At 70.1% G+C, this 21,583-nt stretch carries 16 protein-coding genes and 2 pseudogenes; 6 read left to right on the forward strand and 12 right to left on the reverse strand.

The window, feature by feature from the left end:
- Positions 1–12: 12 nt before the first annotated feature.
- The 5 genes from HOV77_RS30490 to HOV77_RS30510 form a co-directional block, all read right to left on the reverse strand.
- Positions 13–666, reverse strand: a complete 654-nt coding sequence (locus tag HOV77_RS30490) for an ATP-binding cassette domain-containing protein (protein ID WP_290868430.1) — start codon at positions 664–666, stop codon at positions 13–15.
- Positions 666–1,658 carry an ABC transporter ATP-binding protein gene (locus tag HOV77_RS30495; protein ID WP_363261244.1) on the reverse strand — a complete coding sequence of 331 codons (993 nt, stop codon included), beginning with the start codon at positions 1,656–1,658 and terminating at the stop codon, positions 666–668. The genes HOV77_RS30490 and HOV77_RS30495 overlap by 1 nt, the downstream gene beginning before the upstream one ends.
- Entirely contained in the window at positions 1,658–4,681 is a 3,024-nt protein-coding gene (locus HOV77_RS30500; RefSeq protein ID WP_290868432.1) for an FtsX-like permease family protein, read from the reverse strand. Before HOV77_RS30500 ends, HOV77_RS30495 begins: the two co-directional genes overlap by 1 nt.
- 87 nt (positions 4,682–4,768) lie before the next feature.
- On the reverse strand, positions 4,769–5,731 hold the full coding sequence (meaB, locus tag HOV77_RS30505; protein ID WP_290868433.1) for a methylmalonyl Co-A mutase-associated GTPase MeaB: 963 nt from the start codon (positions 5,729–5,731) through the stop codon (positions 4,769–4,771).
- A gap of 23 nt (positions 5,732–5,754) precedes the next feature.
- Positions 5,755–6,945, reverse strand: a complete 1,191-nt coding sequence (locus HOV77_RS30510; RefSeq protein ID WP_290868434.1) for an acetyl-CoA C-acetyltransferase — start codon at positions 6,943–6,945, stop codon at positions 5,755–5,757.
- Positions 6,946–6,995: 50 nt separating this feature from the next.
- Between HOV77_RS30510 and mce the strand changes: the two genes are divergently transcribed.
- Positions 6,996–7,454, forward strand: a complete 459-nt coding sequence (gene mce, locus HOV77_RS30515) for a methylmalonyl-CoA epimerase (protein WP_290868436.1) — start codon at positions 6,996–6,998, stop codon at positions 7,452–7,454.
- 117 nt (positions 7,455–7,571) lie between these two features.
- Here mce and HOV77_RS30520 read toward each other — a convergent pair whose 3' ends face one another.
- Complete coding sequence (locus HOV77_RS30520) at positions 7,572–8,474, reverse strand: DUF559 domain-containing protein (RefSeq protein WP_290868438.1); 903 nt, start codon at positions 8,472–8,474, stop codon at positions 7,572–7,574.
- 352 nt (positions 8,475–8,826) lie between these two features.
- On the opposite strand from HOV77_RS30520, the gene ccrA reads away from it, so the two are divergent.
- The 4 genes and pseudogenes from ccrA to HOV77_RS30540 all read left to right on the forward strand — a co-directional run.
- Positions 8,827–10,170 carry a crotonyl-CoA carboxylase/reductase gene (gene ccrA / locus HOV77_RS30525; protein WP_290868440.1) on the forward strand — a complete coding sequence of 448 codons (1,344 nt, stop codon included), beginning with the start codon at positions 8,827–8,829 and terminating at the stop codon, positions 10,168–10,170.
- 216 nt (positions 10,171–10,386) lie between these two features.
- Positions 10,387–11,610: a cell division protein DivIVA gene (locus tag HOV77_RS30530; protein WP_290868442.1), complete on the forward strand. Its 1,224-nt coding sequence runs from the start codon at positions 10,387–10,389 to the stop codon at positions 11,608–11,610.
- 156 nt (positions 11,611–11,766) lie between these two features.
- A complete protein-coding gene (locus HOV77_RS30535; RefSeq protein WP_290868445.1) occupies positions 11,767–13,266 on the forward strand; it encodes a hypothetical protein in 1,500 nt (499 codons plus the stop codon).
- 140 nt (positions 13,267–13,406) lie between these two features.
- Positions 13,407–13,847, forward strand: a pseudogene (locus tag HOV77_RS30540) (phosphatase PAP2 family protein); the annotation flags it as partial.
- Between the two features lie 196 nt (positions 13,848–14,043).
- Here the strand turns inward: HOV77_RS30540 and HOV77_RS30545 are convergent.
- A complete protein-coding gene (locus HOV77_RS30545; RefSeq protein ID WP_290868448.1) occupies positions 14,044–15,219 on the reverse strand; it encodes an acyltransferase in 1,176 nt (391 codons plus the stop codon).
- A gap of 111 nt (positions 15,220–15,330) precedes the next feature.
- Here HOV77_RS30545 and HOV77_RS30550 point away from each other — a divergent pair.
- Positions 15,331–15,666: pseudogene (locus HOV77_RS30550) on the forward strand (glycosyltransferase); the annotation flags it as partial.
- Positions 15,667–15,873: 207 nt separating this feature from the next.
- On the opposite strand, the gene HOV77_RS30555 reads toward HOV77_RS30550, so the two are convergent.
- From HOV77_RS30555 to HOV77_RS30575, 5 genes are read right to left on the reverse strand one after another with little or no spacing between them, the layout of a single operon-like run.
- A complete protein-coding gene (locus HOV77_RS30555) occupies positions 15,874–17,346 on the reverse strand; it encodes a glycosyltransferase family 4 protein (RefSeq protein ID WP_290868450.1) in 1,473 nt (490 codons plus the stop codon).
- Positions 17,336–18,652: a nucleotide sugar dehydrogenase gene (locus HOV77_RS30560; protein ID WP_290868453.1), complete on the reverse strand. Its 1,317-nt coding sequence runs from the start codon at positions 18,650–18,652 to the stop codon at positions 17,336–17,338. The genes HOV77_RS30555 and HOV77_RS30560 overlap by 11 nt, the downstream gene beginning before the upstream one ends.
- A gap of 1 nt (position 18,653) precedes the next feature.
- Positions 18,654–19,724 carry a GNAT family N-acetyltransferase gene (locus tag HOV77_RS30565; RefSeq protein WP_290868456.1) on the reverse strand — a complete coding sequence of 357 codons (1,071 nt, stop codon included), beginning with the start codon at positions 19,722–19,724 and terminating at the stop codon, positions 18,654–18,656.
- A gap of 25 nt (positions 19,725–19,749) precedes the next feature.
- Positions 19,750–20,646: a glycosyltransferase family 2 protein gene (locus HOV77_RS30570; protein WP_290868459.1), complete on the reverse strand. Its 897-nt coding sequence runs from the start codon at positions 20,644–20,646 to the stop codon at positions 19,750–19,752.
- Positions 20,643–21,383, reverse strand: a complete 741-nt coding sequence (locus tag HOV77_RS30575; RefSeq protein ID WP_363261250.1) for a polysaccharide deacetylase family protein — start codon at positions 21,381–21,383, stop codon at positions 20,643–20,645. Before HOV77_RS30575 ends, HOV77_RS30570 begins: the two co-directional genes overlap by 4 nt.
- Between the last annotated feature and the right edge of the window lie 200 nt (positions 21,384–21,583).

Consider the following 21,583-nt stretch of genomic DNA (forward strand, 5'->3'; position numbering starts at 1 on the left):
ATAGGTTCATGATCAACGGACGACGGTGGCCACACCGTCGACGAGGTGGACTTCGCCGTCACAGGCGGCCGCGGCCTGCGGGTCGTGGGTCGCGAACACGACCGCCGCGCCCCGGCGGGCCTCGGCCTGCAGCAGGTCGAGCACCTTCTGCCGGTTGGCCGCGTCCAGTTCGCTCGTGACCTCGTCGGCGAGCAGCACGTTCCCGCGCAACGCCAGCCCCCGGGCGATCGCCGTACGCTGCTGCTGGCCACCGGACAACTCCTCGACCAGCTGATCGGCCTGCCCGGTCAGGCCCACCTGGTCGAGCGCCTCGGCGGTGCGACGCCGGGCCTCGGCCGGGGTGGTCCCGTTGGCGATCAACGCCACCTGCACGTTCTCGCTGGCGGTGAGGATGGCGGCCAGCCCGTTCTCCTGAGGCACCAGCACGACGCCCCCGGCGACGGCCTGATCCCGGTCGCCGATCTGCCTGCCGTCGACGGTCACCGCGCCGTTCTGCGGCTTCACCAGCCCGGCCATCGCCCACAGCAGCGTCGTCTTGCCCGCACCGGACGGGCCGGTCACCGCGAGCACCCGCCCCGGAACGGCCATCGCCGTCACGTCCCGAAGCGCCGGGCGATCCTTGCCGTACGCCACCGTGATCCGGTCGACCTGCACCGACGAGCCCATCAGCGATCCTCTCCGTAATAGTCCCCGGGCCTGCGGCCGAGGTGCACCCCGTCTCCGACGATCGGAACGGACGAACCCAAGGCCCGGGTCGACCCGTTCCACTGCGATGGAACGCTCTGGACCGGCACAGTGGTTGCTCCGTTGGCAGAGTTCCCCGGAGAGGTGGCCGGGACGAGCAGCGCGCTGCCGTCCGGTTGCAGCTCCACTCGCAGGTATGTGCCGGGCGGCAGCGCCTCGAGCACGTCCGGCGGCAGATGCACCGAACCGTCCCGGCCGACGACCGCGAACTCCTCGCCGGAATGGCCCTCCCCGCCGACGCGGCCGTCCCGGATGGTCACCGTGCGGGCCATCCGCCCGCCGACGTCGGGGTCGTGGGTCACGACGACGACGGTGGTGCCGAAGCGGCGTACGGATTCGAGGGCCGCCAGCACCTCGTCGCGAGCACCCGTGTCCAACTGACTCGTCGGCTCGTCGGCGAGCAGCAGGCCGGGCCGGTTCGCCAAGGCGACGGCCAACGCCAGCCGTTGCCGTTCGCCCGGCGTCAACGCGCCCGGCTTCAGCCGCATCCGGCCGCGTACGGCCAGGCCGACCAGCGACAGGATCTCGCGCGGTGCGGTCGGTTTGAGCCCGTCCGGGCTGCGTCCCGCGCGCTGGGCGAACCGAACGTTCTGCTCCGCCGTCAGATACGGCAGCAGATTGCGGCGCGCGCCCTGCAGTGCCACGCCGACGTCGGTCGCCCGCATCCGGGCCAGCTCCGCCTCCGACGCTTTGGCCAGGTCGACGTCGCCCACGTACGCCCGGCCGGCCGCCGGCCGCAGCAGCCCGGCGAGCACCGAGAGCAAAGTGGACTTGCCCGAACCGGACGGGCCGAGCAGCGCCACCGACTCGCCCGGCGCGATGTCGAGGTCGACCCCGGCCAGGGCGACGACGTCGTATCCCTCCAGCCGGTAGATGGAGACCAGTCCGCGGCAGGACACCCCGATCGCGGCCATCACGCATCACCTCGCAGCAGTTCGGGAGCGGCCCGGCGGACCAGCCGCACCGCGACGAAGACGGCCAGCAGCAGGCACAACAGCCCCGCCGCGGCCGCGAAGAGCAGCGCGCCGGCCTGCGGAGTCCAGCTGACCGCGGCGGTCTGCCCGACGGCCACCAGGGGCATGCCAGGCAACATCAGCCAGGCGCTGCCTATCCCGACACCGAATCCGGTCAGCACCGGCAGACCGATGAGGGCCAGATGCTCACGGCGTACGCCGCGACGCAGGGTGCGGGCGGGAACGCCGGTGACCCGCAACGCCGCCAGCTCGTGCCGTCGAGCCGCCGCGTTCAGCCGCGCGACCAGGAGCACCAGCCCCAGGGCCAGCGCAGCGGCGACCACCCCGGCGAGCAGGTAGAGCCGCCAGGCCAACGCCGGTGCGCGGCGGCCCAGCTGATCCACCGTCGCGTCGACCGTCCGCGTCTGCAGCACCGTCAAGCCGGCCGCTGCCAACCGCTTCGGCAAGTCGGCGGGGGCGTTGGCGTTCGCCCACACCTCGGCGCTGAACCGGCTCGCGTCCGGCATGCCCGTCGTCGCCTCGGCCCGCGAGACGGCGTAATCGAGGTCGACGAGGAAGCCGCGATCGCCGACGCTCGGCAGTTCGCCGGCTCGCTCCACCACCCCGAAGGGCTGTGGCTCCTCCGCGTACGCGAGGAAGCTGAACGAGTCGCCCGACCGGTTGTCATCGGGCGTCTCCCCGGCCAGCGCCACCGGCAGGGCCGCGGGCGTATCGACATACGTCACCAGGAGGTCGGCGTTGCCTTCGGCCTGAACATCGACCTTCAGGGTGTCCCCGGTCGTGACGGTCACTCCCGTGACGCCGCCACGCTGCTCACCGCTCCACGCCTTGTCGTCGCTGAACGACACGACCGGCGAGCCGCCCGCCTTGATGTCGAGGATCTCCAGCTTGGCCGTGATCGCACTGCTGTCGGCGGCCGGGCGGATCAGGGCCAGCCCGACGAACCGGCCGGCCGGAACGGTCGCCGAGTACGCCCGCAGCCCGGACTTGAGCGTCCCCAGCGTCACGTACCTCGGCTCGGCTCCGGGCACCGCCACGATCGCGGCCAGGCGTACGCCGCTCTTGCCGAGCTGGCTGACGTTCACCCGCACGGTCAGCTCACCGCTGACCGGCGCCGCCGGGGCGGCCTGCGGACGCAGCCGGTCGGCCAGCGCCGCGAGGTCCGCCGCGGAGTGACCGGGCCAAGTCACCACCTTCGCCAGCTGCGATGCCGGAAGCGCGACGATGTCGAGGGGCTGGCCGGCGTACCGCTCGCCGTTTCGGCGCAACACCGGCATGGCCGACCCGTCCGGCGCCGCTGTGCGTACCCCTGAGATCAGAAGCTGCGGATCCACGGACCCGACGGTGTAGACGCGGGCCGCGCCGAGTTCCAGCTCGGCATGAGTTTGCCGGGCCTGAGCCGCGACGTCCCAGGCGGTGGCCGAGAAGCCGAGCAGGGCGAGAGCGACCGTGACCACCGCGACCACCCGATGGCGGCCGGGACGCCGGGCGAGCTGGGCCGCGGCGAACATGCTGGCCACGTTGCCGGTACGCCGCGCGAGCGCGAGCCGAGCCCCGGCGCCCAGGCTGAGCAGCCGGGCGATCGCGATCCCGGCGACCAGCGCGAGCAACGGCGCGGCCAGCATCGCCAGCGCCGACGATCGGTCCTGCCAGGCGGCCACGAGCGCGGCCGCCGCCAGCGCCACCGCGATGCCCTCACCGAGACCCGCACGCCAGCCGGTCCGATGAGGCACCCGGCGGAGCAGGCTGAGCACGCCCGAGCGCACGGTCTGCCGGGAGCCCGCCCACGCGGCCAGGAAGGCGACGACCAGCGCGGCGGCCGCCGCGGCGAACGGCTCGAAGCGCACCTCGACGTGTACGCCGGGAGCCAGCACGGCGCGGGCGGCGAACTCGGCGACCGCGAGCCCGCCGACGAGGCCGATCGGTGTGGCCAGGAGGATCAGGAAGAGCACCTCGGCGAGGCCGAACCGGGCGGCCTTGCCGGACGGGTAGCCGCGCAGTTTGGCCAGCGCGATCTCCGGCCCACGCTCCTCGGTCAGCGAGGCGACCAGCAGCATCAGTACGCCGACCACGAGCAGCAGCAACGGAACCGCGACCACCGGAATGGTCTTGGCGATCGCGTCGGAGTCGGTGTTGGCGTCGTTGAGCAGGCCCGGCAGCGCGGACGACAGGCTCAGGTCCTGCTGCAGCAGGCCGAGCGAAGCGCCTTCGAGGTCTTTGGCGAGCTTGTCGGCGTCGTCGAGCCGGATGTCATCGATCCGTACCGGGTAGACCAGTTCGAGGGTGACCTGGGCGGCCGGGACGTACTTCAGATCCTCCTCGCTGCCCGCGAAGATCGCGTCGACCGGTGTGCGCTCAAGCTCGTCCGCCGGGGCTCCCTCCCGGAAGTAGCCGTGCGCGCCCCAGGCCGGCGCGTTGGCGTCCCGGGGCGTGTAGAGCCCGACGATCTCCCGCTGCTGCGGCTTGCCGCCGATCATCAGGGTGATCCGGTCCCCGGCGTCCAGGCCGTGCGCCTTGGCCGTCCGGTCACTGACGATGACCTGGTCGTTGTCGGTCGGGCAGTCCCCCGTGACGGTGACGAGCTTGCACAGGTCGCTGCGGAAGACGTAGCGCGCCTTCAGCTCACCGGTGGGGACGATCGCCTCGGTCTCGACGGTGCTGACTGGGCGGCCCACCAGGCTGTGCAGCAACGGGCGCGCCTTGAGCGCGGCGTCGGCCTTCTGGCTGGACTCGAGCGCCGGCTCGAACGCCGGGCTGTCACTGCCGCTCGCCTTCACGGTCACCGACGTGGCGTACGCCGGAGCGTCGCGCAGGGTGTCGGTGAGCACCGATTGCTGCGCCGCCCGCGCGTACGCCGGGGTCAGCACGGCGGCGGTAACGGCGATCGCGGCCAGGAGCAGCACCACCAGGGATCGCCCGGTCCGGTGCCTCACGCCGCGCAACAGCACGGTCCAACCCGTCACGGTCTCGTCCCCTCGGTAGTTCCCCGGCCGTTGTGACGGCCGCGGAACACCTTAACCAGAACGGCCGACCGGGAGAAGACCGGAGAATCAGCCGAGACCAGACAGCAACTCGTCGGCCGCGCGGTAAGGATCGAGGACGCCCTCCGCTACCTTCGCGGCGAGTTCGCCGAGACTGTGGCCGCCGCGCAGCGACCCGATGCGGGCGCGCATCCGGCCGAGGACCAACGCCTCGATCTCGGCTGCGGCCCGTTCTTCCCGGCGCTTGCGGAGCTCGCCGGTCTTCTCGAGGTGGTGGAGGTGCTCGTCGATCGCCTTGACGACGTCGTCGATCCCCTCGCCCCGGGCGGCGACCGCCTTGACGACCCGCGGCCGCCACTGGCCCGCTCCCCGCTCGCCGAGCGCGATCATGCCGTTGATGTCGCGTACGGTGGCGTCGGCTCCCTCACGGTCGGCCTTGTTCACCACGAAGACGTCGGCGATCTCCAGGATGCCCGCCTTGACGGCCTGGATGGCGTCGCCCATCCCCGGCGCGAGCAGCACCAGCGTCGTGTCGGCCAGGCTCGCGATCTCGACCTCGGCCTGCCCCACTCCGACCGTCTCCACCAGGACGACGTCGCACCCGACTCCGGCCAGTACGCGTACCGCCGCCGCCGTCGCGGCCGACAGCCCGCCGAGGTGCCCCCGGCTGGACATCGACCGGATGTAGACGCCCGGATCGGTGGCGTGGTCCTGCATGCGTACGCGGTCGCCGAGGATAGCGCCGCCCGTGAATGGGCTGGACGGGTCGATCGCCAGTACGCCGACCCGCTTGCCCAGTCGCCGGTACGCCGCGACCAGCTCGTTCGTCGTCGTGGACTTGCCGACGCCGGGCGAACCGGTCAGGCCGACGACGTGCGCCCGTTGGGCGTCCGCCCCGAAGGCCGCAGCGATCTCCGCCAGTTCGGCGGCATTGCGTTCGACCAGGCTGATCAGCCGGGCGACGCTGCGCGGATCACCGTTCCGCGCTGCGTCGACCAGCTTCCGGACGTCTTGCCCTGCTACTTGGTTCACTGCTTCGCGGGGACCTTCCGGCTTCACTGCTGCGCGGGGACCTTGATGATCAGCGCGTCGCCCTGGCCGCCACCGCCGCACAGCGCGGCCGCGCCGGTGCCACCGCCACGGCGCTTCAGCTCCAGGGCCAGGGTCAGGGCGAGGCGAGCGCCGGACATGCCGATCGGGTGGCCGAGCGCGATGGCACCGCCGTTGACGTTCACGATCGACGGGTCGACCCCGAGATCCCGGGTCGAGGCGATGCCGACGGCGGAGAACGCCTCGTTGATCTCGATCAGGTCGAGGTCCGCCACGGTCATCCCGGCCTTGCTCAGCGCGTGCTTGATCGCGTTGGACGGCTGCGCGTGCAGCGAACTGTCGGGCCCCGCGACGTTGCCGTGCGCGCCGATCTCGGCGAGCCAGGTCAACCCGAGCTCCTCGGCCTTCTCCTTGCTCATGACCACCACCGCGGCGGCTCCGTCGGAGATCGGCGAGCTCGAACCGGCCGTGATCGTGCCGTCCTTGGTGAAGGAGGGCTTGAGCTTGGCCAGCACCTCGACCGTGGTGTCGGGGCGTACGCCCTCGTCCTCGGCGAGCACGATCGGGTCGCCCTTGCGCTGGGGAATGGTCAGCGGCGCGATCTCCTCGGCGAAGACGCCGTTCTTCTGCGCGGCCGCGGCCCGCTGGTGCGACGCGGCGGCGAAGGCGTCCTGCTCCTCGCGGGAGATGCCCCACTTCTGCCCGTCGTACTCGGTGGCCTCACCCATCGGGATGCCCTTCCAGGCATCGGTGAGCCCGTCGAGCGCCATGTGGTCCTTGACCGTCACGTCGCCGTACTTGTATCCGCTCCGCTGACCCATGAGCAGGTGCGGCGCGTTGGTCATCGACTCCATGCCACCGGCCACGACGATGTCCACCTCGCCGGCCCGGATGAGCTGGTCGGCCAGCGCGATGGCGTCCAATCCGGACAGACACACCTTGTTGATCGTAAGCGCCGGCACGGTCATCGGAATGCCCGCCTCGACCGCGGCCTGCCGGGCCGGAATCTGGCCCGCACCCGCCTGCAGCACCTGACCCATGATCACGTACTGAACCTGGTCGGGGGCGACTCCGGCGCGCTCCAGCGCAGCGGAGATGGCAGCACCACCGAGCTGCGTCGCCTTGAAGTCCTTCAAGTTGCCGAGCAACCGGCCCATAGGCGTACGCGCACCGGCGACGATCACCGAACTCTTCATCTCCAGGCCCTCCGACTCGGCTTAGCTATCGTTCAGTCAGACTATGCCGTATGTCTGAGCATCCGGAGCAGTCGGGTTTGTCACAGGGTATCGGCCTCCTCCGCATCGACCACGTCGGCGTCGCCGTGGCCGACTTGGACGAGGCGATCGAGTTCTACACGCGCGTCTTCGGCATGACTTGCGTGCACGTCGAGACCAACGAAGAGCAGGGCGTACGCGAGGCGATGATGTCCGTCGGGCCTACCCCGGAGGGTGGCTGCGTCCAGTTGTTGGCACCCTTGTCGCCCGACTCGACAATCGCCAAGTTCTTGGGCAAAAACGGACCCGGGGTTCAGCAAGTGGCGTACACGGTCGAATCGGTCGAGCATGCCTCCGCCGTACTGCGTTCTCGTGGCCTGCGGCTGCTGTACGAGGAGCCTCGCCGGGGGACGTCGAATTCACGCGTCAACTTCGTTCATCCGAAGGATGCCGGGGGCGTACTGGTCGAGTTGGTGGAACCCGCTCGCTGACTGGCCGCCGTCCGGCGCGCGGTCGGCGCCGGGCGGCCGCGCGGTCGGCCGGGCTCGGTGGTACGCCATCGACGTGATCATGACGCGGTGAGGTCTATGGCGTACCACCGACACCCTCTAGCGGGATGCCTTCCGCGCGGTCCGTTCCACGACGGCCCGGATCTTGGCGGCCGTCTCGGCTGGTCGGCGGAGGACGTCGTCGGCGTGGAACCGGAGCACGGTCCAGCCCAGGGCGCTCAGCTCGTTCTGCCGTTCCATGTCGAAGCGATGCGTCACCAGCTCACGATGGTGGTCCCCGTCGTACTCGATCGCGATCCGGTACTGCGGGTACGCGAAATCGACCCGGGCGACGAACCGCTTTCCGTTCATGATCTTGTACTGCGCGGCCGGGCGGGGCAGACCCGCATCCAGGATGAGCAGTCGAAGCCGGGTCTCCATGGGGGATTCGGTGAGCGGCTCCACCTCGGTCAACAGCGCGTCGGCTCGACGTCGCCCGGGCCAGCCTGGATGCGCTGCGAAGAAGGCCGTCAGCCCGTCCAGGTAGACCTTCTTCTGCTTGAGCATGGAGTCGAGGCAGATCAGCGCATGCGTCCGTGGCTGGAGGCGCGCGATGTCGAAGGCGGTCCGCAACGACGTGGTCACGGGTGGCCCGAGTACTCCAGTGACCTCGTCGGAAGCCAGCCGACCACGCCGGACGTCCAGTCCGTCGTGGCGCCTCATGTGCTGTCCACGAGGAACCAGCAACGTCACGGCGTCAGGCTCGCCGAGCGGCGCAAGACCCCAGAGACGTAAGGCGCTGAGCCCACCGATAGCGCCGCCCTCGGGAAGCAGTAGAGCTGCCGCCTCGCAGAGAACGCGGTGATCCACCGGGTTCTCGGCGAGCAGATAGACATCGGGGAACAGCCGGGTCCACGTCGGGCCGGACAGTTGGCGGTGGGTCAGCAACCCGGCCCGGACCGCGTCGCTCCCGCGAAACGGTGCGACGGCGAGCGCTTGCGGGATGCGAGCTGGACGCGGCATTCCGCCAACGATGCGCGCCGGCGGCTCCGCGCGACAGGGGCTGTGGATAACCGAGTGGTACGCCATGCACCTATCGCCGCCATGATCACGTCGATGGCGCACCACCGACCGAAGCGCCCCGAGCGCGGAAGGGCCGGGAGCGCGAAAGCGCCCACGGGAGCGCGCCACCGAGCACGGACGAGCACGGTATGCCGAAAGCCGGTGGACTATTTCACAGAAGCGTTCCCGGCCGAAGCTACTGGGCAGTAACCTCCGCACAACACCGCCTCAACGGTCGTTCAGGGGGTGACCCACATAGATCCGGCACGGCCCACCCGGGAGCATCCCCGGTAGTCAGGCGAAGGAGCGGGAGATGGACCACATCCTGGAAGCGATCAACGCGGCCGAGGGCGCGGGCCGGATCGAGGGGTTCGGGCAGCTCGCCGTCCCGGAGAGTTACCGCGGCGTGGTCGTACGCGCCGACGAGGCGACGATGTTCGACGACATTCCGACGAAGGACAAGGATCCGCGTAAGTCCTTGCATGTGCAGGAAGTCGCCACTCCGGAGCTGGGTCCGGGCGAGGCGCTGATCGCGGTCATGGCGAGTGCGATCAACTACAACACCGTGTGGACGTCCATCTTCGAGCCGATGTCCACGTTCGGCTTCCTCCAGCGGTACGGCAAGTTGTCCGAGCTGACCAAGCGGCATGATCTGCCGTACCACGTGGTGGGGTCGGACGCCGCCGGCGTCGTGCTGCGTACCGGTCCGGGGGTGACGAAGTGGCAGCCCGGTGACCAGGTCGTGGCGCACTGCCTCAGCGTCGAGCTGGAGGACGCGGCCGGGCACGACGACACCATGCTCGATCCTCAGCAGCGGATCTGGGGGTTCGAGACCAACTTCGGCGGGCTCGCCGAGCTGGCCGTGGTCAAGGCGAACCAGCTCATGCCGAAGCCGGCCCATTTGAGTTGGGAGGAGGCGGCGTCACCGGGATTGGTGAACTCGACGGCGTACCGGCAACTCGTGTCGCATCACGGCGCCGATATGAAGCAGGGCGACGTCGTGCTGATCTGGGGAGCCAGCGGCGGCCTCGGCAGCTACGCCACCCAGATGGCGGTCAACGGCGGAGCGATCCCCGTGTGCGTCGTCTCCAGCCCGCAGAAGGCCGAGCTGTGCCGGCGGATGGGCGCGGAGCTGGTCATCGATCGCAGCGCCGAGGGATACCAGTTCTGGCAGGACGAGAACACTCCTGACCCGAACGAGTGGAAGCGGTTCGGCGCGCGCATCCGCGAACTGACCGGCGGCGACGACCCTGACATCGTCTTCGAGCACCCCGGCCGGGAGACCTTCGGGGCCAGCGTCTTCGTCGCCAAGCGCGGCGGCACGATCGTGACCTGTGCGTCGACCAGCGGGTTCGATCACCACTACGACAACCGATACCTCTGGATGCACCTCAAGCGGATCGTCGGCAGCCATTTCGCGAACTATCGCGAGGCGTGGGAGGCGAACCGCTTGATCGATAGAGGTCTCGTGCACCCGACACTGTCCAAGGTGTTCACTCTTGAGCAGACCGGGCAGGCGGCGTACGAGGTGCATCGCAACACGCATCAGGGCAAGGTGGGCGTACTCGCTCTGGCTCCCCAAGAGGGGCTCGGGATCTACGACTCGGAGAAGCGGTCACGGCACGAAGAAGCGATCAACCGCTTCCGTGGCGCGTAAACCACACCAGCGTGACCTCCTCCGAGCGGGTGACCCGGCGCAGGCGCAACGGCGCGCCTGCGCCGCTTTTCGTCACCCGTGAGTCCCTAGCAAGTTGCTACAAATCGGAATAAACGCCGCCAATACAGCAAGCCCCGCAAGTTGACCATGCCTTTGTCGGCGAAACAGGCCCCATGCTCTTGCGAAGCACCGGGGTACGTCTGTCAGGATGTCCCAATGCCCCAGCCGCAATCTGACGTCGCCTTCTTCGACGGCGCGAACACTCAAGCAGACTTCACGGTCGTGCTCCGCGGTTTCGACCGTGAGCAGGTCACGGCCCATCTGGGCCGTATCAACGCGCAGCTGATCCAGTCCGAGCAGGCCCGCACCGAGGCCGAGCAGCGGATGAACGACGCGCAGCGCCGGCTTCGCCAGGCCGAGCAGCGCCTCAACTCGGTCGAGCAGAAGCTGACCGACACGAACAAGCAGCTCGAGGAGAACAGCCGGCCGACCCTGTCGGGCCTGGGCACTCGCGTCGAGCAGATCCTGCGGCTCGCCGAGGAGCAGGCCAACGACCACCGCGGCGAGGCCAAGCGGGAGTCCGAGGGCATCCTGTCCGCCGCTCGGCTGGAAGCACGCGAGATCACCGACAAGGCCCGCGCCGAGGCCGCCGCGATGAAGGCGACCGCCGAGCGCGAGGCCGGCAACGTGCGTACCGCCGCCGAGCGGGAGGCCGCCGAGGTTCGGGTGCAGGCTCGCCGCGAGGCCGACACGCTGCGCGCGGACGCCGAGCGGGAGACCAAGGCGCTGCGTACCGCCACCGCGCACGAGGTCGCCGAGCTGAAGGCCACCGTCGAGCGCGAGGTCGCGACCCTCCGGGCCACCGCCGAGCGGGAGATCACCCAGCTGCGGGCGAAGGCGTCCCGCGAGGCCGAGGAGAAGCGCGCCGAGGCGTCCAAGATGCTCGCCGACGCCCGCGACAAGCGCGACAAGGACCTCCAGGCGCTGCAGCTCGAGCTGGCCGAGCGTCGCGAGAAGACCGAGCGCGAGGAGTCTGCGCGGCACGCCGCTCAGGTCGCCGCGACGCAGAAGATGGTCAACGAGGCCGAGGAGCGCGCTCGCGCTGCCGAGGACCGCGCCAAGGAGATCGAGCAGCGCGCGGAGACCCGCCGCATCGAGTCCGAGCGCAGCGCGACCGAGACCGTCGAGAAGGCGAAGGCTGCGGCCGAGAAGGCCGTCGGCGAGGCCAAGGCCGAGGCGCACCGCATGGTCACCGAGGCCCGCAACGAGGCCGAGCTCACCACGACTGCGGCCCGCCGCGAGGTCGACGAGCTGACCCGCCAGAAGGACGCGGTCACCTCGCAGCTCGGTCAGATGCTGTCCGGTCTGGCCGGCATCGTGCCGGTGCAGGCGCCGGCCGACAAGGGCAAGAAGTCCGAGGAGGAGAAGGCTTCGGCCTGATCCTGAACAACCGGGGCACATCGGGTCCGTCAGGCGATTCTCGTCCGGCGGGCCCGATCAAACGTATCCACTGTGGCTCAAGGGTTTCCTGCGGATCTGCTGTGACTGCGGTGGGGCGTGGTGCGAGAGCGGACGAGACATGTGAGGATGGGGCACATGTCGCAAGGCGGAGATCTTTTCGCGCTCGGTGAGGGCGTAGCCAGTCAGCCCAGTTTCGACGATGCGCTGAAGGGCTACAAGAAGAGCCAGGTCAACGACTACGTCGCGCAGGCCGAGGCGGAGATCGCCACCCTGGCCGCCGAACGCGAGCAGGCGTACCAGCAGGTCCAGGCGCTGGCCGGACAGGTCCAGCTGCTGCAGGACGAGCTCGCCGACCTCCGTCGCAAGTCGCAGCTACCGGCTCAGGTCTCCTTCAAGCATCTCGGCATTCGGGTGGGGCAAATCCTGGAACTCGCCGAGGAGCAGGCCGAAGAGATCACGCGCATGGCGCACCGGCAGACCGCCGACGTCCATGGCGAGGCGGAGCGCGTACTGGCCGACGCCCGCGAGCGCGCCGCCGCCGCGATCCGCGACTTCGAGACCGCGTTGTCGGCCCGGCGAGCCGACGAGCAGCGCGCTGACGAGGAACGACGGACCGCGTCAGCCCGGGCGCTCGCGGCCGCCCAGCAGGAGGCCACCAACCTCCGCGATCGTGCGGCGAAGGAGGCGGCGGACCAGCGCGCGGCCGTGGAGCAGGAGCTCGCCGCGCTGCGGACTCAGGCCACGCAGGAGATCACGGCGCTCAAGGAGGCCGCCGCGCAAGACGTCCGCGCAGCTCGCGAGGCCGCCGAGCGCGAGGTCGCGGAGGCGAAGTCGCGCGCCGAGGCTGCCGAACAGGAGAGGGTACGCGCAGCGCAGCTGGCCGAGGCGGAACGTCAGGCCGCCACCGCCGCGCAGGCCACGCTCGTCGAGCTGGAGCAGAAGATCGCCGCCGCCCGCGCCGAAGCCGACCACACGACGGCCCGTCTCACCGAGACCCAGACCGAGTTGGAAGGCGCGCGCCGGCAGCTGCACGACGCGTATCAGAACGCCAAGGCGGCCAAGCAGAACGCCGAGAACGCCGAACGCGCCGCCGCTGAGGCGGAGAGCCGGCTGGCCGCCACCCGCGCCGAAGCCGCCGAACTCGAAGCCGCCAAGATCGAGGAGACCACTCGGATCGAGCTGGCCCAGCCTGCGGTGGCAGAACCTGAGGCGGCACAGCCTGAGGCGGCACAGCCTGAGGCGGCACAGCCTGAGGCGGCACAGCCTGAGGCGGCACAGCCTGAGGCGGCACAGCCTGCAGTGGCCCAGCCTGCAGTGGCCCAGCCTGCGGTGGCCCAGCCTGCGGTGGCTCAGCCGCAAGCCGACCCGGAGGAGACGACGGTCCTCCGAGTGCCGACGGCCGAGTCCGCACCCGCGAAGGCGGACGAGCCGGAGACCACGACCGTCATCACGACCGCTGCGGCAGAAGCCGAGCAGACGGTCGACCTGGCCTCGAAGACGCCGAAGAAGTCGGCGCCACCTCAGCTGGACAAGCAGGCGGAGAAGAAGTCCGACGCGAAAGCCGAGCTGAAGGCGGAGCCGAAGGCCGAAGCGGAGGCGGCCGACACCGAGGCCGCCGCACCGGCGCCGCGCTAGTGGACGGCAGGCTCGCCCGACGCTCGGCGATCGTCGGGTTGACCTGCACCGCGCTGCTCGGCCTGGTCTACCTGACAGCACTGTGGACACACACTGGACAGTCGCTGGAAGACGCCGTCCTCGGGGCGGCCGCCGCCAAGATGCCCGGCACCGATCAGGCCGCGCTGGCCATCCGCCTGCTCAGCACGGTCGGCCTCAAGACGCTGGCGGTGGCTCTGGTCGGCGTCTTCGTCCTCGGGGTGGTCCGGGGGCGTACGCGTCTCGGCGGGCTCGCAGCCGCAGTGATCGCCGCGTCGGCGCTGACGACGGAGGTGCTGCAGAAGGTGGTGTCCCGGCCGGTGCTGCTGGCCGGGGGCGTACGCCGAGAGGACCAGAGCTTTCCGAGCGGGCACACCGCGACGGCAATGGCGATTCTTGCCGGAGTGGTGCTCGTCGTGCCGGCCCGATATCGGCTGATGGCCGCCGTCGTGCTCGCCCCGTGGTCGCTCGGAATGGGGGTCGCCACCGTCACCGCCGGATGGCACCGGCCGAGCGACACCCTGGGCAGCGACTTGATCGTGCTCGCCTACGCCGGTGCCGCCGTCTTCCTGCTCGCCCGGACCGGCCGGGTACGCCAGACGACCCGGCCCCGCGGCGTACGCGTCGTGGCGGTGGCGGGTGGCGTGCTGGTCGCCGCGGTGATCGTCGGTCTGCTGATCACCGGGATTTCGGGATTCAGCATCAGCCGGGCGCTTGTCTTCGCCGCCGCCGTCGGGACACTGACGACGCTGCTCGCCCTCATGGACGGAGTCGATCTCGACCCGAGTACGCCGCCTTCAGCTCCTGCCAGCCCCGATGACGCTGGAACGGGATCTCGAACACCGACGCAAAGATCCACGCGCTCAGCACCGACAACGGAGCCGCTACCGCCAGCGTGACGAGGAACGACGGCACTCCGGGCGCGATGTGCGGATCGACCACCTGATCGGCGACGGCCACCACGATCGGGGCGTGGATCAGGTAAAGGCTGTAGGAGAACGAGCCCAGTCCGCGTACGGGTGGGGTGTCGAGGAAACGTACCAACGGCCGGGGACGCCGGACGGCCACCGCCGCCAGCAACATCGCGGTCGCCGGGCCGAACGAGACGTCCACCCAGAAGAAGTGCTCGACCGTCCACTCCGAACCCTTGACGACGATCATGCCGATGACGGGAAGTGCGGCCACACCCGCGAACCAGTGCCACGGCATTCGGCGTACACGATCAGAAGCTGCAATGACCCCCGCGGCCGCGACACCCGCCGCGAACAGGATCGCGAACTGGGGCGTGAAGCGCGTGAGTTTGGCGACGAGCGAGACGCTCGGCGCGAAGATGCCCACGAGCAGGACCGGGACCGCGACCGCCGCGAGCATGGTGGCGGTCCCCGCCTTGCGGATGATCACGAGCAGGATCGGGAGCACGAGGTAGAGCTGGGCTTCGACGGCGATGGACCAGAACGCGCCGTTGGGACTGGGCGATCCGACGACGTCCTGGAGTAGCAGGCCGAAGACCGCGACCGACTTGGCGGTCGGCTCGCCCTCCCCCGGCTGCGGCACGATCGTCCACGCGATGAGCAGGCTGAACGCCAGCGCGGCCCAGTACGGCGGCAGGATGCGCCAGGCTCGGCGGAAGGCGAACCGGGCCTTGCCTCCGAGCTGCCAATCGTGGCGGGCGGGCGAGACGGCCAGCGAGAAGCCGGAGAGCACGATGAACACCACCACCGCGAAATGACCGTAGATGAGCCAGCCTGCCCAACCCGGCCCGGTGATCTTCGGATAGCCCCCGAAGCTGACCAGGTAGCAATGGTGCAGCACGACGAAGAGAGCGGCGAGACCACGGATGCCGTCGAGCCCGGACAGCCGGTCCCGGCGCGGCCGGTCGGCGGCCTCGGGCCCGGCGTCGGAAGCGGGCACGGTGCGCACGGACTGCGCGGTCATCTCGCGATCTCCTCTGCTGGCGGACTGACGGGTTGCCGACGGTTCCGGGCGGCGCGGCGGGCCGGGCTAGGCCCCTATCCTCGGTGCGTGAGCGAAGCGGTTGTGAGCATCGTGATCCCGGCCCACAACGAGGCGGCCGTGATCGAGGAGAACCTGCGGATCCTCCTGGGCGACTCGGCCCCGGGCGAGTTCGACGTCATCGTCGTCCCGAACGCGTGCGCCGACGAGACCGCCGCTGCGGCCCGGCGGGCCGGCGTACGCGTCGTCGAGACGCCCGTGCCGGGCAAGGTGCACGCCATCGGCCTCGCCGATCGGGAGTGCCGGACGTTTCCCCGGATCTACCTCGACGCCGACGTACGCCTGACCGCCGACTCCGTCCGCGCACTCGTCGCGGCCTGCGCCGAGGAGGGTGTGCTCGCCTGCGCCCCCGCCCCGGAGTTCGACCTGAACGGGACGGGTTTCGTGATGCGCCGGGTGCATACGGTGCACGACCGGCTGATGGCGCCGACCCGGGCGCTCGCCGGAGCGGGCTGTTACGTGCTGACCGAGGCGGGCCACGCCCGGGTCTTCCCGATGCCGGAGGTGCTCTCCGACGATGGTTACGTCCATAACAGCTTCACTCCCGGCGAACGCGTCGTGGTGCGGCAGGCGCGCTCATTCGTGCGCCCGGCCCGGACCGTCTCCGCGTACCTGCGTCGCCGGGTCCGCGTCCGGGCCGGCAACCGGCAGCTCGCCGAGCTGGGCCGAGTCGCCGCCGAGGGCCGTCTCGGACCGCGAGCCCTGCTCTCGCTCGTTGCGCGACGCGAGGTACGCCCGCTGGATGCCGGCTGCTACCTGGCCGTCCTGCTCCTCGACCGGGGCTGGACGATCCTGCGCGGCCGGCGAGGCGGAACGACGTGGGGTCTGGATCTCAGCAGTCGCGTGCACCCGGGGACGGGGAACGGTTAGCCCCGCCACCGCCGCTTCATACGCGGCGAGCAGCGAGATCTTCGACTGCTCCCACGACAGCGGACCGGCGACCCGGGCCCGGCCGATCTCGCCCATCCGCTCGCGGTCCTCCGGCGAGTCGAGGAGGTACGCCGTGAGCTTGGCGAACTCCGACTCGTCGTTGGCCGGGGCGTAGACCGCCGCGTCACCGGCCGACACCCGCGCCTCGCGGAGTTCGAACGAGACGATCGGGCGGGACATCGCCATGTACTCCATGATCTTGTTCATCGTGGAGACGTCGTTCAACGGGTTGAGCGGGTCGGGCGAAAGACATACGTCCGCAGTGGACAGATAACGCAGCAGGTCTTCGTCACTGATCCGGCCGGTGAACGTCACGTCGTCGGCCAGGCCCAGCTCGACCGCCAGCTCCTTCATGGCCTCGAAGGTGTCGCCGCCGCCGACGAAGGCGGCGTGCCAGTCGGTCCGCCCCTGTTCGTCGCGTAGCTTCGCCAGTGCCCGCAGGGCGTAGTCGACGCCGTCCTGCGGTCCCATGACGCCGAGGTAGCACAGCAGGTACGGCTTGCCCTTGCGCAGCTCCGGCTCGGCCGGCACCTGGTGGAACCGCTCGACCTTGGGCGCGCTGCGGACGACGAAGACCTGGTCCTCGCGCTTGCCGCCGCGGGTGAGCGCCGCCTGCCGGTAGCTCTCGTTGGTGGCGATCACGATGTCGGCCGCCCGATAGGTACGCCGTTCGAGCCAGCACACCACCCGGTAGAGGAAGTCGCGGCCCCGGCCGAACCGGGACTCGTAGAGCTCCGGAACGAGGTCGTGCTGGTCGAAGACGAACCGGGCGCCCCGCCGCTTGAACCGCTTGGCGAGCAGGAAGAACAGGTCCGGTGGGTTGCACGCGTGCACCACGTCGACCGGGCCGACCTTGCGCGCCAGTTTGAAGGTATGCCACAAGGCCGCGCCGTACTCCCGCAAGTAGCCCTGCGGTCCCCCGGTCGCCGCCTTCAACGGGTACCGGTGGATGCGTACGCCGTCCAGCTCCACATAGGACTCTGTGTCGCGGCCGGTGCCCATCGGGCAGATCACGCTCACGGTCCAGCCCGCGTCACGCAGGGCACAACACTCCTGCCACACGCGCCGGTCGAACGGCACGGACAGGTTCTCGACGAGGATGAGCGCTTTACCAGCCAAGGCCCACGTATCCCGGGTGCGCCCGGCGCGTCTCCGCGTCGGGAAGGCGGACGAGGTCGATGATCGGCCGGTCGCCGGCCCGGTCGAGGACCGGACTCAGCGCCGGGTCGGCGAAGCCGACGACGCACACCTCGGCGAAGTCGAGGACGTCGTCGGCGGAGTCGCTCAGCAGCTCACCCAGGTGCGGCAGGTGGCTGTCGATGTATTCGCGGTTGGCTCCCACGAGCCGGGAAAGAGCCACGTTCGCGTCGTAGATCCGCAGCTCGTAGCCCTTGCCGACGAGCCGCTCGGCCAGTTCGACGAGCGGGCTCTCGCGCAGGTCGTCGGTGCCCGGCTTGAACGACAGCCCGAACAGTCCGACCTTGCGCTTCCCCGTGCTCATGACCAGTTCCACCGCCCGCTTCAGGTGCTCCTCGTTCGACGGGAGCACGTGCGAGAGCAGCGGGACCGCGACGTCGGCCCGGCGGGCGGCGTACACCAGGCCCCGGAGGTCCTTCGGCAGGCAGGACCCGCCGAACGCGAACCCCGGGCGCAGGTAGGCCGGGCTGATGTTGAGCTTGCGGTCGGCGAGGAAGACGTCCATCATCCGGTGCGAGTCGACGCCCAGCGCCCGGCAGATCGCGCCCATCTCGTTGGCGAAGGCGATCTTCAGGCCGTGGAACGAGTTGTCCGCGTACTTGGCCATCTCGGCCACCGCCACCGGCACCCGGAAGACCTCGCCGGGCAGACCCTCGTAGAGCGCCACGACCACGTCGCCGCTCACCGTGTCGTACTCGCCGATCACGGTCTTCGGCGGGTCCAGGAAGTCTTTGACGCTCGAGCCCTCGCGCAGGAATTCCGGGTTGTACGCGACGCCGAAGTCGACCCCGGCGGTAAGTCCGGAGAACTTCTCCAGCAGCGGGACGAGCAGCGACTCACAGGTACCCGGCAACATCGTGCTGCGGAAGACGACGGTGTGCCAGCGGTCCAGCTCGGCGAGCGCCTCGCCGATCTCCGTCGACACTCGTTCGAGGTACTCCGTCGAGAGGCTGCCGCTGGGCGCGGACGGCGTACCGACGCAGATCAGCGACACGTCGGTCGCCCGGATCGCCGACGCGAGGTCCACCGTCGCCCGCAGCGCCCCGGAGGCCACCACCTCGGCGGTCAGCTCACCGATCCGTTCCTCGACGACCGGCGCCTGGCCCCGGCTGATGAGCTCCACCTTCACGGGGCTGACGTCGACGCCCACCACCTCGTGGCCCCGCGCGGCCAGGCAGGCGGCGGAGACGCTGCCCACGTAGCCCAGGCCGATGACGCTGATCCTCATATCACTTGCCTTCCTTCGAGACGGCAGTCCCTTTGAAAGCCCGGACGGCGCGGCGCAGACCGGGAGCGAGCGGAGACGACTTGGCGGCGCCGACGACGGTGCCGTGCAGGCGGCGCAGCGCGCGGCGGGCCGAACTTCGGGTGACGAGACCTTGGGCGACGAAGACTTCGCCGGTCTTGGCCCGGCGTTTGTACTCGTCCTCACCCCGGCCGAGGTCGATGCGGTCGACGCCGAGGCCGGGCGCGGCGGCCACCAGTTCGCGCAGCAACATCCAGCCGGGGGCCAGCCGGGCGAACTCGGGGTCGTAGACCGGGAACCACCAGTGCAGTACGCCGGGCGAACGCAGTCCGAAATGCGCTGCCACCAAGCGTTGCCCGGCGTGCAAAGTCGACAAAACGCCGGAGAACTCCGGGGTCCGCGTACGCATCAACGACCGCAACAGCTCCACCCGGCGCGGATCCGCGAAGTAGTCGGGTGCGCCGGTGGCGGCGTACTGACCGCGTTTGAGCTCGATGAGCTGGTCGAGAGCCGCATCGTCGACGACGTCGGCGGTGAACCGCACCGTCCCGTACGCCTTCTCCGCCTTCGCGGTGTGCCGGCGTGCCTGCCCCATGTTGCTCTTGCCGCTGCTGGACACCCGGCCCAGGTAACCGTCGAGACCACCGGTGACGTCGAGGAACGGCGACGGACGCCGGGACTCGATCCACGGCGTGAACTCGTCACCGGACTCCAGGAGATGGTCGAACGCGTATCCGCGTACCCCATCGGTGAGCAGATCGAGCGGCGCGAACCGGAAGCCGGGCGCGTGGATCGGGCCCTGGAAGTCCGCACCGGGCCAGCCGACGGGCCGCAATTCCGCGCCGTCCCGATGCGCGGGCAGCAATGCCTGCACCTCGCCGGACGCGTCCATGACGACGCTGACCCGCACCGGTACGCCCGCAGCGTGCACCGCCGCCGCGAAACCCGGATGGAAGTACGGGCTGTCCAACCGTGGATTCGCCGCCCGCAAGGCATGCCAGGCGTCGAGCTGCCGCGCGGTCAGCTCGTCGAAGCTCAGATTCGTGATCGGCATTTCCGTTCCCCCCAGATCTGCCCGGTCAGGTGGCGAGCGCTCGAAGTCGGCGGGACGGCCGCACCAGGGCGACGACAGCCGCCCACGCACGCCGCCGGCCGAGGGCGGCTCGCATCGCCTCACCCGCGAGCACGATCAGGAAGTACGCCCCACCGGCCAGCGCCGAGTGGCGACGGCGGTAGAGCTTCACCTTGTTCACCACGCTGAGCGCGTTGAGGGTGGGATTGACCTGCTGCTCACCGCCGATGTGAGTGATCTCGGCGGACGGCTCGTACCAGAGGGTCCAGCCGTGGTCGGCGGCGCGCAACGCGAAGTCGGTCTCCTCGCTGTAGAGGAGGAAGCTCTCGTCCCAGGGACCTACCTCGCGCAGCGTCGACGCCGAGATGAGCATCGCCGCTCCGGTCGCCCACGCGTACGCGCCGGGCAGGTCGCGCTCACGCGGATCGGTGATCAGCTCGCCGAACCCGGGCAGACGGCTGGCCGCCCGGCCTAGGAACGCCTCACCGAACGCCCTTCGCAGGGTGGGCGCGTACCGCAGGGACGGCTGGAACGAGCCGTCGGAGTTCAGCAGCTTCGGCACGGCGATCCCGCAGGAGGCGCGCTGCAACGTCGCGGCGAGCCGGGCGAGGGTGTCCGGCCGCAGCCGGCAGTCCGGGTTCAGCACCATGACCGCGTCGTACGCGGCGTCCACTGCGGCGACACCCGCGTTGATCCCGGCGGCGAACCCCCCGTTACGGCCCACCGCGAGCGGAATGACCGGCAGATCGGCGTCCTTCGCGACGGCCAGCGAGTCGTCCCGGGAGGCGTTGTCGGCGACCACCACGGAAACGATCTCGACACCCCGCTGGTGTTCGAGCGAGCGCAGGCAGCCCGCGAGGACGTCTGCGCTGTTGTACGTGACGATGACGACGGCGATCCTCATCGGGCGCTCTTCTCGCTGACACCTTCATGATCAGAGTCAGTTTCGTGGGGTGATGGCACCGCAGAATTGACTCTGATCATGGGAGGCCCGCCGCGCAGCCTCTTCACCGCACGCGCCGCGAAGGAACGCGCGCGCTGTTGAAAAGCTGGCCGACCGTCGATGACAGAGGTAAGCCAAACGGCGTCCATGTCGTGCCGAAGACTGTTGCGCGGCTGCAACCACGCCGAGGTCCGCGCCGTTCCGCCGTCACTGGTGAGTACGCGATTCACCCCGGTCTGCCGCAGTCGCCGCAGAACCCGCCGATCGTAGGAGCCGAACGGGATGGCCACCGTCGTCACCGGCTCGCCCACGATCTCGCCGATGACCCGGTGGGCCTCGGTGAACTCCTCCTGCGCCTGGACGTCGTCGATGCGCCGCCAGTCCCGATGCGCCCAGCCGTGCGAGCCGATCGGCATCCCGGCCTTGGCCAGCTCGCGTACGCCGTCGGCGTCGAGCCGGCCCGGTTCGCCCAGCAACCCGGCGAGCACGAAGAACTCGGCGGTCAGCCCGCGTTCGAGCAACCGCGGCAGCGCGATCTCCAGATCGGACGCGTTGCCGTCGTCGAAGGTGATCCGGACGTGCTCACGCTGAACCGCCAGGTCGAGCATCTGCTCGAACTGCGCCACGCTCACCCACGTGCGGTCCTCGCCGGGCGCGAGGACGCGGTCGGTCGGCCCGACACCGTGCACGTTAATCATGGTGATCGATGCATCGAGGGCATCTGAGCTGTGCAATGAATCGCCTATCGTTCTTCGCTCAGGTCGGGCCACAGCCGACCGGGACCGTTAGATCGTGGGGTTTCGTCGTCTCAACGGGCCATCGGCGAATCGGGCGGACCGAATGTCCGCAAGCCGACACGGCCAAGATTGCCTCACGCCTGGTCGGGCCATGCCATCAT

It is taken from the genome of Hamadaea sp., from assembly GCF_013362815.1.
GTDB lineage: Bacteria > Actinomycetota > Actinomycetes > Mycobacteriales > Micromonosporaceae > Hamadaea.